The sequence below is a fragment of the Parvibaculum sp. genome (assembly GCF_049672805.1).
Lineage (GTDB): Bacteria > Pseudomonadota > Alphaproteobacteria > Parvibaculales > Parvibaculaceae > Parvibaculum.
Genome location: NZ_JBATWS010000004.1, coordinates 1 through 13,560, shown reverse-complemented (window position 1 = coordinate 13,560; position 13,560 = coordinate 1). Strand labels below are relative to the sequence as shown.

The following is a 13,560-nucleotide window of genomic DNA, read 5'->3' as shown; positions in this document are numbered from 1 at the left end:
ATGCCGGCGTGCTGAAACGTCTCCTCTCCTTCATCCTGCCGCTGACACCGCCGCGACTCTCTCCTTCGGCCCGCATCGAGCAAATACGCATGCTGGTCGAAAGCCAGAAAAGGCCGGTGCCCTATGTTTTCCCGGCCCTGATGGCGCTCTATGCCTGCTGCTTCATCAATGTGATCGAGTGGTACTGGCTGCTGCCTCCGGTTGCGGCGATGTTCTTCTCGACATGGTACAACCGGCGCACGGTTACGGAATTCCGGCAGAATACGCACGCAGCGGAAGACATTCCCTATTGGGAACGCCGTTTCAGGATTGCATCGGTCCTCTTTGCGGCGTCGATGTCATCACCCGTCCTCTTTTACTGGGTGCCTGATAATCCGATGCTGCAGGCTTTCGTGCTCTGCGCCCCGCTTGTCGGTCTTGCCCCTGCGGCGCTCATCACCGCCTGCTACATGCCGATCTTCTACACAACGATGATCCCCATTGTGGGCGTGGTCTGTATTCGGCTCTCGCTCTATGGCGATGTGCTTTCCATCATGCTCGCTGCCGTGCTTGTTCTGTTTATGCTGCTTCTTGCCCAGCTTACGTCGCGGCTGAACGCCATCATGCTGCACTCGATCACGCTGCGGGAAGACAAGTCCGGCCTGATCGAGCAAATCTTCAAAGCAAAGCGCGAATCGGATCTGGCGCGCGCGCGCGCCGAAGAAGCAAACCGCGCCAAATCGCATTTCCTTGCCAATATGAGCCATGAGCTTCGCACGCCGCTCAATGCGATCATCGGCTTCTCGGAAGTGATGGCTTCCGAAATCTTCGGCAAGCACGCCATTCCAACCTACAAGGAATATGCGCACGACATTCATCGTTCCGGTCAGCATCTGCTCGGCCTCATCAATGATGTGCTCGACCTGTCGCGCATTGAGGCGGGCCGCTACCAGATCACCGAAGAAGATATTGATCTCGTTCAGGTGGCAGAAGATTGCCGCCGCATTCTCGAAATTCGGGCCCAGGCCCAGCGCGTGACCATCGTTTCGCAGTTCGATGCGAATTTGCCCATCGTCTATGGCGATGCCCGCGCGCTCCGTCAGATATGGATCAACCTGCTGACCAATGCCGTGAAGTTCTCGCCGCCGGAAAGCTCCGTTCTCATGTTCATCCGCATGGAAGAGAATGGCGAACTGCGCTTCGGCATTCACGACAACGGGCCGGGCATTGCGGAATCGGAAATCGAGAAAGTGTTGCAGGCATTCACGCAGGGCGCATCCGGTCTTGCCCAGCCGGGCAAGGGATCGGGCCTTGGCCTCTCCATCGTGAAGGGCCTGCTTGCGGTGCATGGCGGACGCTTCGAGCTTACGAGCCAGCTCGGCAAGGGCACGCAGGCTGAATGCGTGCTGCCCGAACAGCGACTGCGCGTGCGCACCGCAATGGCGCGCAGCGCCTGATCCTGTTCAGCGTGGCGGTAGACGCCGCCTCTCCACCAAAGAAAAAGGCCGCTCCGAAGAGCGGCCTTGATCGTTTCACTGTCTCGCCAATCAGGCGGCGTCGGCGTAGCGCTTCAACTGGTAATCGACATTGCCGAACTGCGTGTCGATCATCGTCAGGCGCTTGAAGTAGTGGCCGACATTGAGTTCGTCGGTCATGCCCATGCCGCCATGAAGCTGCACGGCCTGCTGACCAACGAAACGGCCAGCCTTGCCGATCTGCACCTTGGCGCCTGCGGCGGCGCGTGTGCGTTCGGCTGCGTCTTCATCGAGCTTCAGGTTCACCATGTAGGTCATGGAGACGGACTGCTCATAGGCCATGAACATATCGACCATGCGGTGCTGCAGAACCTGGAACTTGCCGATCGGCACGCCGAACTGCTTGCGCGTCTTGCAGTATTCCACGGTCGCGGTGTTGAGTTCCTTCATGCAGCCCGTGGCTTCCGCCGCAAGAGCAGCGATTGCCTGATCCGTGATCTTCTCGACGAGCGGCAGACCCTTGCCCTCTTCGCCGATCAGCGCATCCGCATCGACCTTCACATTTTCAAAGGTGATTTCCGAAGCGCGGCGGCCATCGACCGTCGGGTAGTCGCGTGTCGAAACGCCGGCAGCCGACTTGTCCACGATGAACACCGACACGCCGTCGCGGTCGCGCTGGCCGCCCGAGGTGCGGGCCGTCACGATGAGCTTCTGTGCCCAGGGCGCGCCGAGAACAACGGCCTTGTAACCGTTGATGACATAGCCCGAACCGTCCTTCTTCGCCGTGGTGGTGAGGTCGGCGAGGTTGTAGCGGCCCTGCGGCTCGGCATAGGCGAAGGCCCAAACCGTTTCGCCGCCGATAATGCCGGGGATATGCGCTTCCTGCTGCGCGGCCGAGCCGCCTTCACGCAGGAAACCGCCCGCGATGACCACCGTTTCGAGGTAAGGCTCGATGACGAGGTGACGGCCGAACTCTTCCATGACGATCATGGTTTCGATGGCACCACCGCCAAGACCGCCCTGCTCTTCGGAGAATGGAGCCGCGAGAAGGCCAAGTTCCGCGAACTGCGCCCAGATTTCAGGACGCCAACCTTCAGCCGACTTCGCCACCTTGCGGCGTGTCTCGAAATCATATTTGTCGCTGAGCAGGCTCTGCACGGTGTTGCGGAGCAGGGTTTGCTCCTCGGTGAACGAAAAATCCATCTCTTCCGACCTTCCCTCGTGGTGATGTTTTTGAGTGCCCTTGCGACCCTTAAAGGCCGAGCACCATTTTTGCGATGATGTTGTGCTGGATCTCGTTCGATCCACCATAAATCGAGGTCTTGCGCATATTGAAATAATCCTGCGCGACGCCCTGCGAGCCTTCGGGTCCGGGCACGAATTCATTGCCCGTCACGTTGAGGCGCGGTGCTTCAACAAAGGCGTAATTGCCCACCGCTTCCAGCGCAAGCTCGGTGATACGCTGCTGGATTTCCGTGCCCTTGATCTTGAGAATGGAGGCTTCCGGGCCTGGGCCGCGTCCCTTGCTCTCGGCGGCAAGGGTGCGAAGCTCCGTCACCTCAAGCGCGGAAAGCTCAATCTCGACTTCCGCTACCTTGCGCGCGAACTCATCCGTCTTGATGAGCGGCGTGCCATCCACAAGTTCTGCACCGGCGAGCTTCTTCAGGCGTTCAATCGCCTTCTTGGAGCGCGCCACGCCCGCGATGCCCGACCGCTCATTGCCGAGCAAGAACTTCGCATAGGTCCAGCCCTTGTTTTCCTCGCCGATCAGGTTTTCGGCAGGAACCTTCACATCTTCAAGGAAGACTTCGTTTACCTCATGCGAGCCGTCCATCGTGATGATGGGGCGCACGGTGATGCCCGGCGTCTTCATGTCGATCAGAAGGAAGGAGATGCCTTCCTGCTGCTTCGCATCGGGGTCCGTGCGGACGAGGCAGAACATCCAGTCCGCATGCTGGGCGAGCGTCGTCCATGTCTTGGAGCCGTTGACGATGTAGTAGTCGCCCTCACGCACGGCGCGGGTGCGCAGGCTGGCGAGGTCCGACCCCGAACCCGGCTCGGAATAGCCCTGACACCACCAGTCGTCACCCGACAGAATACGCGGCAGGAAGCGCTTTTTCTGCTCTTCATTGCCGAAGGTGTAGATCACCGGGCCAACCATGGCGAGACCGAAGGGAAGCAGCGGCGTCGTCTCGGCGCGCGCATTCTCCTCGTTCCAGATGTAACGCTGGGTGATGGACCAGCCTGTCCCGCCATATTCCTTCGGCCAATGCGGCGCGACCCACCCCTTCTTATAGAGGATGCGGTGCCAGGCGAGGATTTCATCCTTCGTCATCTCACCGCGACGGGCGCCTTTCAGCTCCTGCGGATAGTTGTTGGCAATGAACTCCCGCACTTCGTCGCGGAACGCGAGTTCATCGGGGGAAAAGCTCATATCCATACGTCAAACTCCTGAACGGCCGATGCGCGAGCGGTGGCCGCCGCGCAATCAGCCCTGACTGTACCCCCGCGCGGGCGAATGTCGGCAGAATCCGGTTCCGCTGACCCCAGGCGCCCCCGCATCGGGTTTGTGCATTTTGGCGGTGATAATAGTCGCACCATCCCCTGTTGCAAGCGTGCCCTATCGTAAGCGGCGAACGGCGCGCTGTGCAGGGATGAACGGTCAGGCCACCCGGAAAAGCTCTCAAAGCTTGTCGCGCGTGACCGTTCCGCCATGCACCGCAAGAGCGGATTTCACGAATCCGAGCGCAAGCGCTGCCCCTGCCCCTTCCTCCAGCGTCATGCCGGTTTCGAGGAGCGGGCGCTTGCCGATGGCGTCCAGAAGCCGGGCATGGGCGGGATCCCCACTCGCATGGGCGGCAAGGCAATGGTCGAGCGCGGAAGGCTTCAGTTTCCAGAGAAGCGCCGCCGCCGCACAGGTGACAAAGCCGTCGAGCAGGACCGGGATGCGCTGATAGCGTGCCGCAAGAATGGCACCGGCGATTGCCGCCAGTTCCCGGGAGCCGACACGGCGCAGCGCCTCCAGCGGATCGGAAATCCGTCCCTCATGGGTTGCGAGCGCGGCGGCCACAGCATCAACCGCATAGGGTTCGCCGGGCGCCGTCCAGTCTTCCGGCTTGCCGCCCAGAAGGGCTGCGGCAAGAGCGGCGGCAGCAATACGCCCGCCCTCACCTGCCGCGCCGACGCACAAAAGATCCGTCCCGCCTGCAATCGCCTCCATGCCGAAGGCCATGGTGGCCGCACAGACCGCCTCCGACAGTGCCTCTTCGGAGCGAATATCCGGCACAGGCATGTCGAGCGCGAGATCAAAGACCTTGAGGCCCGCCTCCGCACCCAGCGCAAGCTGGTTCACCGGCGCGCCACCGGCTGCATAAAGCTCGACCAGACGGTGCGTGGCATCGGGCACCGCCCCCGGAATCGCTGCTGCAACGCCATGAGTACCGGCGAAAATCGCGATCAGGGGCCGCGTAACCGTGGGCTTCGCCATCGAAGCCCAGGCCGCCACCCACCCCGCAATCTCGGTGATGCGGCCAAGCGCCCCCTCCGCTACGGCAAGCGCCGATGTGCGCGCGGCAACGGCGGCGCGCGCCTCCTCATCGGCGGGCGGCAGCCCGTCGAGAAGATTGCGGATATCGTCGAAAGGCAGGCCGGTCGCGGCGCGGGACATTGACGCCTCTGATCTCACATGAAAGGACAGTAGGCGCTCTATACTCTTTCACATGCGCGCGGAGAACCCCTTGTCACAGCAGAGCCCCATAAAGAGCCCTTGCCTGCGCCTTTGCGCGGTGGACGGGCGCGCGAATATCTGCCGGGGCTGTGGCCGGACACTGAAGGAAATCGCAGGCTGGAGCGCCATGAGCGATGCGGAGCGCGACATCGTACTGCGCGACCTGCCGCGCCGGATCGGCACGCTCGGCTTCAAGGCGACCTCCCCTGATGAGGCGCTTGCAAAAATCCGGGACGCTCTCGACACCTGACTGTCAGCTATCCGGCATCTCGAGAACCGAGAGTATCTGCTCAGCAGATACCCCTCTCGGCCCCCGGAACGGATTGTCCTGAATGGCGATGAGCCAGAGCGCTATCACAGCGGCGAGACTGAAAAGCACGATAACTGTGCGATTCGATGCCACGCGCTCCAGAAAACCCATGCCGAGAACGAATTGCGTGAGCATGCCGAGCAGAAAAAGCGCCGTCCATGAAAAGCTCTGAAAATGGGTCGTGACGGTCGCAAGGCGGCTGGCCCGCGCGTCAACCACCTGCTGGGAAAGCGACAGCATGTGGCCATGCACGGCGGTTGATACGCCTTCGCGCGGCGGCAGGTCGGAAACGATGCGCATCACCGCAAGAAGAGCCTGAGCGGCACTCGCGCTTGCCTGCTCCTTGCGCATGGCCGGCCATTCCTCATCCACGACAAGGCGCCCATAGTCGCGAATGGCGGTGCGAATTTCCTGGCCGCCCTCCTCCATTGAAGCGCTGCCGACCATGAGGCCGAGCAGCGCGCCTGCCTCCATATCCACCGCGCGCTGCGCCGTCATATGCCGTTCCATTGTGTCCGCGAGCAGGAAAGCCGCGAACAATGCAAAAAGCGTCGAGATGGAAACGAAAGTCGGCAGGCCAAGCGCTGCATTCGCGAGACGCTCACGCCAGCGCGAATAACATTGCAGCCAATGAATGACAGCACCGGAAACCGTGAAGACACCGATCATCACACAGAGGATGAGCAGCGGATGAAATTGGAGCCAGAAACGGAACATGACCGCCCTTCCCAGAAACGAATCCTGATCCGTATGAAAGCGGAATATGGAAGGACGATAAATTCTTTTCAGACGGGCCGCCTGACGCGGGCTGTCACGCCTTCTTCAAGAATTCCGTCTTGAGAACAATGCCCTTCACCTTGGGCGCATTGCATTCGATATGCGTCGGATCACCCGTGAGGCGGATATTCTTGATGAGCGTGCCACGCTTCAGCGTGACCGAGCTTCCCTTGACCTTCAGATCCTTGATGACGGTGACGCTGTCGCCATCCGCGAGAACATTTCCGTTGCTGTCTCTGGTTTCGTCCGACATGCGGCACCTCTGGCTTCATGATTGATGAAGCCTCCATAGGAAATGGGAGGGAGAAGCGCAAGCTGGCTGCCTCAGCCGGCATCCTGTTTTGTGCGGAGGTTCAGCGGGTCGCGGTTGAGGACGCGACCTTCGAGGGCGCCGAGCCAGTCGAGGCCTTCGCGGAGTTTCACCACATCGCCGATCACGATGATGGCAGGGGCCTTGAAGCCGGTGCGGGCCACATCTTCCGCAGCCTGACCGAGCGTCGTCTCCAGCACGGCCTGATCTTTCAGCGTGGCGTTGCGGACAAGAGCGACGGGCTCATCTGCGCGGCGGCCATTTTCAATGAGCAGCGTCGCAATCGTGTCCAGATGAGAGAGCGCCATATAGAGCACGATGACGGGCGAGCCCCTCGCGATGGAGGGCCAGTCGAGATGCTCCGGCACCGCACCACCTGCCACATGGCCGGTGATGAAGGTGACGGCATGGTTCACATCGCGATGGGTGACGGGAATACCCGCATAGCCAAGGCCGCCCACCCCGGCCGTGACGCCGGGAACGATGCGGAACGGAATACCGGCATCAACACGCGCCAATGCTTCCTCGCCGCCCCGACCAAAGACGAAGGGGTCGCCCCCCTTGAGGCGCAGCACGCGCAATCCCTTGCGGGCAAGCTCCACCAGCCGCGCGGAGATATCGCGCTGCTTCGGACTCGGCTTGCCACCGCGCTTGCCGGAATATTCAAGTTTCGCACCGGGCTTTGCGAACTGGAGAACGGTTTCATCCACCAGCGCGTCATAGACAACGACATCTGCCTGCTGGAGCGCATTGAGCGCATGAAGCGTGAGAAGGCCCGGATCGCCCGGCCCTGCCCCCACAAGCCAGACCCAGCCGGGCTCGAAGGCAGGCAAGGCAAGGCGCGAAACAGCCTCCGCGGACCCTTCCGGTGCGGAAGAGCCCGTGCGTGTGCCCGTCAGGGATATGACCTTGCCTTCGCTCATTTCACAAATTTTGCTTGATAATTATCTTCAAAATGCAACCTAGCATGTAAATAAGGGCATGTCTCGCGGCTTATTCAACCCGCGTCATTACGCTTTTCTCACCCTCCTGCGCTAGGCTCATCCTATGAAACGAAACAACTGGACATGGGCTGCCTTCTTTCTGCTCGGCGTGGCGGCATTGGTGCTGTTTCTCTTCAACCGCTTTCCCGGCGCACTGGAGAGCGAAAACAGCCAGATGCGGCTCGTCCACAGCCTGCTCTTACTCGGTCTTGTCGGCGGAAGCCTCGCGCTTGGATGGCGGGAACGGGCGGGCGTGGCACTGAAACAGGCGCTGGCCTGGATGGCGATCGGGCTGGTACTGGTGATCGGCTATTCCTACCGGGATGTCTTTTCGGATATGGGCCAGCGGGTCCAGTCCGAGCTTGTGCCCTCTGCACCTGTCGAGAGGGAGCCGGGAACTGCCTATCTCTTGCGTGACCGCACCGGGCATTTCCATGCAGACGCGCTGGTCAATGGCACGCATATCCGCTTCATGGTGGATACCGGCGCGAGCGATGTAGCCCTTACCGCAGCCGACGCACGCCGCCTCGGCATCGACCTGCAATCCCTCGCCTACTCCACCCCCTATCAGACAGCGAATGGCACGATCTACGCCGCGCGGATCATACTTGATCGCGTCACCGTCGGCGGGATCGAGTTGCGCGATGTGCGCGCTTCCGTCACCCAAGGTGAGGGGCTTGGCACCTCGCTTCTCGGCATGAGCTTTCTTGGCCGCCTTGATGCGGTGGAAGTGCGCGGCGAGCGCCTCGTGCTCCGGCAATAACGCCCAACTGCCGCCGCAATCCCGCCTCACACAATTACATCGCAACTTATCCCCGCCCCGCTGTTTGAGTATATAAACGCTACTTTCCAGCAATTCCGCCTTCCGGAGACGACATGACGCTGAAGCCCCGCGCCGATCTGAAGCCCAATACACCCGAATTCGAAAATCTGCCGCTCGTCTCTCCCAATGGTTTTCGTGAATATGACGCGCGCTGGCTCTTCGAGAAGGAGATCAACCTTGTCGGCGTGCAGGCGCTGGGGCTTGGGCTTGGGACGCTGATTCATGAAATGGGTGTGCGCCCTGCCATTGCGGTGGGGCATGACTTCCGCTCCTACTCCGCCTCCATCAAGCAGGCGCTTATCATCGGGCTGATGAATGCGGGCTGCGAGGTGCATGATATCGGCCTCGCACTTTCACCCGTCGCCTATTTCGCGCAGTTCGCCCTTGATGTGCCCTGCGTTGCGATGGTGACAGCGAGCCACAATGAGAATGGCTGGACCGGCGTGAAGATGGGCGCGCAGCGGCCGCTCACCTTCGGCCCGGATGAAATGTCCCGGCTGAAAGAGATTGTGCTTTCCGGCAATGGCGCCCCCCGCGATGGCGGGCGCTATATCCGTGTGGAAGACATGGCGGCACGCTATATCACCGATCTCACCGACCGCCCGAAGATCAAGCGCAAGCTCCGCGTTGTTGCCGCCTGCGGTAATGGCACGGCGGGCGCCTTCGCGCCGAAAGTGCTGGAGGGTATTGGCGTTGAGGTGATCCCGCTTGACTGCGAGCTCGACTACACCTTTCCGCGCTATAATCCGAACCCGGAAGATATGGAGATGCTTCACGCGTTGAGCGCGAAGGTTCTGGAAACGGGCGCGGATGTCGGCCTTGGCTTTGACGGCGATGGCGACCGCTGCGGCGTGGTGGACAATACGGGCGAGGAAATTTTCGCGGACAAGGTGGGCGTCATGCTTGCGCGCGACCTTTCCGCCCGGCACCCGAATGCCCAGTTTGTGGTTGATGTGAAATCAACCGGCCTCTTCCTGACCGACCCCGTGCTCATCGCAAATGGTGCAAAGACAGATTACTGGAAAACCGGCCACTCCTATATCAAGCGGCGCGCGCATGAACTGAAGGCGCTGGTGGGCTTTGAGAAGTCCGGCCACTATTTCTTCAACCCGCCCATCGGGCGCGGCTATGATGACGGGCTCGTTTCCGCCATTGCAATCTGCGATATGCTGGACCGCAACCCGGACAAGAAAATGTCCGATCTGCGCGAGGCGCTGCCCAAGACATGGGGCTCGCCCACCATGTCGCCCTATTGCCCCGACGAAAAGAAATATGAAGTTGTGGAGCGGATGGTGTCGCTTTTCACCACCATGGCAAAAGAGGGCGAGCCGCTTCTCGGCCAGAAAATCCGCGACGTGGTAACGGTGAACGGCGTGCGCGTGACGGTGGAAGACGGCACATGGGGCCTTGTGCGCGCCTCCTCCAACAAGCCGGGCCTCGTGGTCGTGGTTGAAAGCCCGGCATCGGAAGCAAACATGCGCGCCATGTTCGCCGAGATCGACAAACACCTCTCCGCCCAGCCGGAAGTGGGTGAGTACGATCAGAAGATTTGAAGCAAGCGCGCTTTGATGACCGGGCGGGGAGTCCCCATCGATGTCACATCAGGAAAAGCTGATCGACGCGGTGGACACGCTTCTGCCCGCGCTGCTGCAAGGCCTGGATGCGCTTGGCTTCATCGCGCGGCATCTGCATCCACCGCTTCTGCCCTCGCTCGCTGAACAGGCCGCGCCCATAGCGACGAAGCTGAAGGCAGCGCGCGGCGCTTTTGACGCGGTGGAATGGCCTGAAGAGTTCAACCGCTTTGCCACGCATATTGGCGAGGCAACGAGTGAGGCCGAAGCAGCGTTTGACGGCTTGCATATTGCCGCGAATGAGCGTGACGCCGCCGCCATCGGCGGGCCGGTCTTCGCCGCCTATCGCGCGCTCCGGCATGTGCCGCGCGCGATGGAAGCGCTCTACCCCGTCTCGCCCATGCTACCGCCCGTGAGCCGCTTCTTCCTTGATGATGACGCGCGGAACGATGCCGCACTGATCGGCCAGCTTGCAGAAGGTGCGGCGCGCGACGATACAGGCGTCCATCACTTCGGAAATAGCAAGGGCCAGCGCGGCGGCTTCTCACTCTATGTGCCGGAGAATTATGATCCGGCGCAAGCCTCTCCACTCATCATTGCGTGTCATGGCGGTAGCGGGCATGGGCGCGGCTTCCTCTGGAGCTGGCTTCGCACGGCGCGCTCGCGCGGTTGTCTTCTACTCTCGCCTACATCGCTTGATGCTACATGGTCGCTCATGGAGCCGGAGCAGGACCGCGCGAGCCTTGCGCGGATGATGGCGCATGTGAGCGAGCGGTGGAATGTGGACAGCTCGCGCATTCTTCTCACCGGCATGAGCGATGGTGGCACCTTCACCTATCTCGCGGGGCTTGCGGGTGGGCCGTTCACCCATCTCGCGCCTGTTTCTGCGGCGTGGCATTCCATGTTGATGGGGGTCGCCTCTCCTTCGCGCCTTGGGGGCCTGCCGGTTTACATCACGCATGGCGCGCTCGACTGGATGTTCGCCGCCGACATGGCGCGGCTGGCGCAGGCCGAGCTTTCAGCGTCGGGCGCGCGCGTTACCTATCGCGAGATTGCAGATCTCTCGCACACTTACCCGTCCGAAGAAAATACCCGCATCGCTGCGTGGTTTCTTTCCTGAGGATCAGGCAAAGAGCCGGTAGAACATCTGCACCGAGGTAATGGCGAGGAAAAGCGCGAAGGCGCGGATAAGCGCTTTCTGGCTGATCGCATGGGCAAGCGCCGCACCCCAGGGTGCCGCAAGAACCGAGAGCGGCGCAATGAGCGCAATGCCGACAAGGTTCACATAGCCGATACTGAAAGGCGGCAGTGCCGGATCATCCCAGCCCGCCCAGATGAAACCGATCACCGCAGGCACCGCAATGAGCACGCCGAGGCCCGATGAGGTGGCGACTGCCTCGCGCGCATCCTTGCCATAGAGCGTCATGAAGCTCACCGCGAATGTTCCGCCGCCAATGCCCATCAGCGCAGAGAGCACACCGATGACGCCCGCAACCGAGAACTGCATCGGCTTGCTCGGCAGGTGCGTGCCAAGACGCCAGCTTTCCTTGCCGAACGCCAGATTGGCCGCCACGAGCAATGCAATGCTGGCAAAGATGCCCGTGAGCGCATCCCCGCTGACCCAGGCCGCGATCACCGTACCGAAACCGACACCAAGCAGAATGGGCAGCGCCCAGCTTCTGAGCATCTCCCAATCCACCGCTCCCTTTTTCGCATGTGCGCGAACAGAGCGGATAGAAGTGAGGATGATCGTGCCGAGCGATGTGCCAACAGCAAGATGCATCCGCACCGCTTCATCGATGCCCAGCAGCGTGAACACATGATAGAGCACCGGCACAATGACGATGCCGCCGCCCACACCGAGCAGCCCCGCCAGCACACCGGCGATGAGGCCGGTAACGGCAAGCCCCGCCGCGAAGGGCGCGAGTTCGAGGAGCGACATCGCTTCGATATTCATGACCGGATTTTCACTCTACTGGGCAGCAAGGACGGGTTGATCACGGGATACCAGCGCCATTGCATCGCGGATGACATCAACACCCGCGCCGGGGCGTGGGGCATTCTCTGAAATATGACGCCGGAAAGCGCGTGCGCCGGGCTGCCCCTGGAAAAGACCCAGTATGTGCCGCGACATCGCGTGAAGATGCGTTCCCTGCGCAAGCTCTCTTTGCACATAAGGGAGGAAGGCTTCAAGCACTTCATGGCGCGAAAGCGGCGGGCGCGCCTCGCCATAGAAGCGCGTATCGACTTCGGCCAGCAGATAGGGATTTTGATAGGCCGCGCGACCAAGCATCGCGCCATCCACATACGCGAGATGAGCTTCCGCTTCATCAAGCGTGGTGATGCCGCCATTGATGATGATTTCCAGTTCCGGCATTGCCTGCTTCAGGCGATAGACCAGAGGGTAATCAAGCGGCGGTATGTCGCGATTTTCTTTGGGCGACAGGCCCTGAAGCCATGCTTTGCGCGCATGGACGATGAGCGTTTCGCATCCCGCCTCGCAAACGGCGCGCGCCATGGCGGGCAGCGCCTCTTCCGGCTCCTGATCGTCCACCCCGATGCGGCATTTGACGGTGACCGGAATGGAGACGACAACGCGCATCGCCTCCACACAGCGAGCGACGAGATCCGGCTCCAGCATGAGGCAGGCACCGAACCGGCCGGACTGCACACGGTCTGACGGGCAACCGACATTGAGGTTCACTTCGTCATAGCCAAAGCCCTCGGCGATCCGCGCCGCCTCGGCAAGTTCTGCAGGCTCCGACCCGCCAAGCTGCACGGCAACCGGATGTTCCGAAGGATCAAACCCGAGCAACCGCTTCCTGTCCCCATGCAGAACCGCTCCGGTCGTGACCATCTCGGTATAAAGAAGTGCACGGCGCGAGATGAGGCGCAGGAAAAACCGATCATGCCGATCGGTCCAGTCCATCATGGGGGCGACGGAAATAGTTTTGCTCGGGGCAGCCATGGCGGCGACAAGCAATACACGAAGTCTCGCCCCGCGTTAAGCGTTCTGACTTGCCTGATGCTTGCGGGACGCGCCTACCTGCGCTTCTGCGGCGTTCACGCGATCATTGTGTCACGGCATGGCACCGTCGGGGGCTGGTTGCGTTTCTTCCGGGCCTCGACTTGACCGCAATTCCTTTGACAGTTTGCGCTCAATCTTCCCGATGAGGGACATTTCCTGCTGAAATGCCTCTTCTCCCTTTGCTTCTCTGATCCTGCCCACTCTTTCATATGCGCGAACCAGCGCGTAACACTGACTGGCCAAAGTGAGCAGCCGGATTGAGAGACCCGTCTTCTCCGAATATTTCTCGATCATCATGTCAAAGAAACGGGCGGTCTTTTTCGAACGCAGGCCGCGCCTGAAAAAGTGGTGAAACTCCGCTCCGGCGATGTTATTGCCGACGAGACCAAAATCCAGCAACCGAACCGTACCCGCCGCACTGTCAAATGCCATGTTCGGCCAGAAGAGATCGTTGTGACTCATAAAGACCGGTTGCTTCGCAAGCTGCTTGCTTACTCTTCGTACGATGCGCTGACCGGTATCAGCCAGCCCGAATTTGGTATGGGCAGCCTCTATTCTTTTCTCCCAGCTCTCGAGG

Annotated in this window: 14 protein-coding genes; 5 read left to right on the top strand and 9 right to left on the bottom strand. The window is 61.0% G+C overall.

Annotated elements, in window-relative coordinates; all coding sequences use genetic code 11:
- On the top strand, nt 1-1,436 hold a 1,436-nt coding region (locus WBF74_RS00205; protein WP_424433641.1), incomplete at its 5' end, for a sensor histidine kinase.
- 90 nt (nt 1,437-1,526) lie between these two features.
- On the opposite strand, the gene WBF74_RS00200 is transcribed toward WBF74_RS00205, so the two are convergent.
- From WBF74_RS00200 to WBF74_RS00190, 3 genes are all read right to left on the bottom strand, one after another.
- Nucleotides 1,527-2,657, bottom strand: coding sequence for an acyl-CoA dehydrogenase family protein (locus WBF74_RS00200; RefSeq protein WP_424433639.1), 1,131 nt, complete (start codon nt 2,655-2,657; stop codon nt 1,527-1,529).
- A 49-nt stretch (nt 2,658-2,706) separates the two neighbouring features.
- On the bottom strand, nt 2,707-3,894 hold the full coding sequence (locus tag WBF74_RS00195) for an acyl-CoA dehydrogenase family protein (RefSeq protein ID WP_424433637.1): 1,188 nt from the start codon (nt 3,892-3,894) through the stop codon (nt 2,707-2,709).
- A 243-nt stretch (nt 3,895-4,137) separates the two neighbouring features.
- Nucleotides 4,138-5,121 carry a nicotinate-nucleotide--dimethylbenzimidazole phosphoribosyltransferase gene (locus tag WBF74_RS00190; protein ID WP_424433635.1) on the bottom strand — a complete coding sequence of 328 codons (984 nt, stop codon included), beginning with the start codon at nt 5,119-5,121 and terminating at the stop codon, nt 4,138-4,140.
- Nucleotides 5,122-5,191: 70 nt separating this feature from the next.
- On the opposite strand from WBF74_RS00190, the gene WBF74_RS00185 reads away from it, so the two are divergent.
- Entirely contained in the window at nt 5,192-5,431 is a 240-nt protein-coding gene (locus tag WBF74_RS00185; protein ID WP_424433633.1) for a DUF1289 domain-containing protein, read from the top strand.
- A 3-nt stretch (nt 5,432-5,434) separates the two neighbouring features.
- Here the strand turns inward: WBF74_RS00185 and WBF74_RS00180 are convergent, their stop codons facing one another.
- The 3 genes from WBF74_RS00180 to cobA all read right to left on the bottom strand — a co-directional run bounded on the left by WBF74_RS00180 (nt 5,435) and on the right by cobA (nt 7,501).
- Complete coding sequence (locus WBF74_RS00180) at nt 5,435-6,208, bottom strand: hypothetical protein (RefSeq protein WP_424433631.1); 774 nt, start codon at nt 6,206-6,208, stop codon at nt 5,435-5,437.
- Nucleotides 6,209-6,302: 94 nt separating this feature from the next.
- Nucleotides 6,303-6,521: an alkylphosphonate utilization protein gene (locus tag WBF74_RS00175; RefSeq protein ID WP_424433629.1), complete on the bottom strand. Its 219-nt coding sequence runs from the start codon at nt 6,519-6,521 to the stop codon at nt 6,303-6,305.
- A gap of 71 nt (nt 6,522-6,592) precedes the next feature.
- Nucleotides 6,593-7,501 carry a uroporphyrinogen-III C-methyltransferase gene (cobA, locus tag WBF74_RS00170; RefSeq protein WP_424433627.1) on the bottom strand — a complete coding sequence of 303 codons (909 nt, stop codon included), beginning with the start codon at nt 7,499-7,501 and terminating at the stop codon, nt 6,593-6,595.
- A 124-nt stretch (nt 7,502-7,625) separates the two neighbouring features.
- On the opposite strand from cobA, the gene WBF74_RS00165 reads away from it, so the two are divergent.
- The 3 genes from WBF74_RS00165 (at nt 7,626) to WBF74_RS00155 (ending at nt 11,075) form a co-directional block, all read left to right on the top strand.
- Complete coding sequence (locus WBF74_RS00165) at nt 7,626-8,324, top strand: retropepsin-like aspartic protease family protein (protein WP_424433625.1); 699 nt, start codon at nt 7,626-7,628, stop codon at nt 8,322-8,324.
- Between the two features lie 113 nt (nt 8,325-8,437).
- Nucleotides 8,438-9,937 carry a phosphomannomutase/phosphoglucomutase gene (locus tag WBF74_RS00160; protein WP_424433623.1) on the top strand — a complete coding sequence of 500 codons (1,500 nt, stop codon included), beginning with the start codon at nt 8,438-8,440 and terminating at the stop codon, nt 9,935-9,937.
- A gap of 40 nt (nt 9,938-9,977) precedes the next feature.
- The gene (locus WBF74_RS00155; protein ID WP_424433621.1) at nt 9,978-11,075 is read left to right on the top strand and encodes a phospholipase; all 1,098 of its coding nucleotides are present in this window, start codon (nt 9,978-9,980) and stop codon (nt 11,073-11,075) included.
- 3 nt (nt 11,076-11,078) lie between these two features.
- On the opposite strand, the gene WBF74_RS00150 is transcribed toward WBF74_RS00155, so the two are convergent.
- The 3 genes from WBF74_RS00150 to WBF74_RS00140 all read right to left on the bottom strand — a co-directional run.
- The gene (locus WBF74_RS00150) at nt 11,079-11,912 is read right to left on the bottom strand and encodes a sulfite exporter TauE/SafE family protein (protein ID WP_424433619.1); all 834 of its coding nucleotides are present in this window, start codon (nt 11,910-11,912) and stop codon (nt 11,079-11,081) included.
- Between the two features lie 15 nt (nt 11,913-11,927).
- Nucleotides 11,928-12,923: a tRNA dihydrouridine(20/20a) synthase DusA gene (gene dusA, locus WBF74_RS00145; protein WP_424433617.1), complete on the bottom strand. Its 996-nt coding sequence runs from the start codon at nt 12,921-12,923 to the stop codon at nt 11,928-11,930.
- A 111-nt stretch (nt 12,924-13,034) separates the two neighbouring features.
- Nucleotides 13,035-13,560 (bottom strand): hypothetical protein (locus WBF74_RS00140; RefSeq protein WP_424433615.1); only part of this gene is annotated, 526 nt, incomplete at its 5' end.

Excerpts from the sequence above, each read along its gene's own strand:
- WBF74_RS00200 (WP_424433639.1), bottom strand. The coding sequence starts at position 2,657 with ATGGATTTTTCGTTCACCGAGGAGCAAACCCTGCTCCGCAACACCGTG.
- WBF74_RS00195 (WP_424433637.1), bottom strand. The coding sequence starts at position 3,894 with ATGGATATGAGCTTTTCCCCCGATGAACTCGCGTTCCGCGACGAAGTG.
- WBF74_RS00190 (WP_424433635.1), bottom strand. The coding sequence starts at position 5,121 with ATGTCCCGCGCCGCGACCGGCCTGCCTTTCGACGATATCCGCAATCTT.
- WBF74_RS00180 (WP_424433631.1), bottom strand. The coding sequence starts at position 6,208 with ATGTTCCGTTTCTGGCTCCAATTTCATCCGCTGCTCATCCTCTGTGTG.
- WBF74_RS00175 (WP_424433629.1), bottom strand. The coding sequence starts at position 6,521 with ATGTCGGACGAAACCAGAGACAGCAACGGAAATGTTCTCGCGGATGGC.
- cobA (WP_424433627.1), bottom strand. The coding sequence starts at position 7,501 with ATGAGCGAAGGCAAGGTCATATCCCTGACGGGCACACGCACGGGCTCT.
- WBF74_RS00165 (WP_424433625.1), top strand. The coding sequence starts at position 7,626 with ATGAAACGAAACAACTGGACATGGGCTGCCTTCTTTCTGCTCGGCGTG.
- WBF74_RS00160 (WP_424433623.1), top strand. The coding sequence starts at position 8,438 with ATGACGCTGAAGCCCCGCGCCGATCTGAAGCCCAATACACCCGAATTC.
- WBF74_RS00155 (WP_424433621.1), top strand. The coding sequence starts at position 9,978 with ATGTCACATCAGGAAAAGCTGATCGACGCGGTGGACACGCTTCTGCCC.
- WBF74_RS00150 (WP_424433619.1), bottom strand. The coding sequence starts at position 11,912 with ATGAATATCGAAGCGATGTCGCTCCTCGAACTCGCGCCCTTCGCGGCG.
- dusA (WP_424433617.1), bottom strand. The coding sequence starts at position 12,923 with ATGGCTGCCCCGAGCAAAACTATTTCCGTCGCCCCCATGATGGACTGG.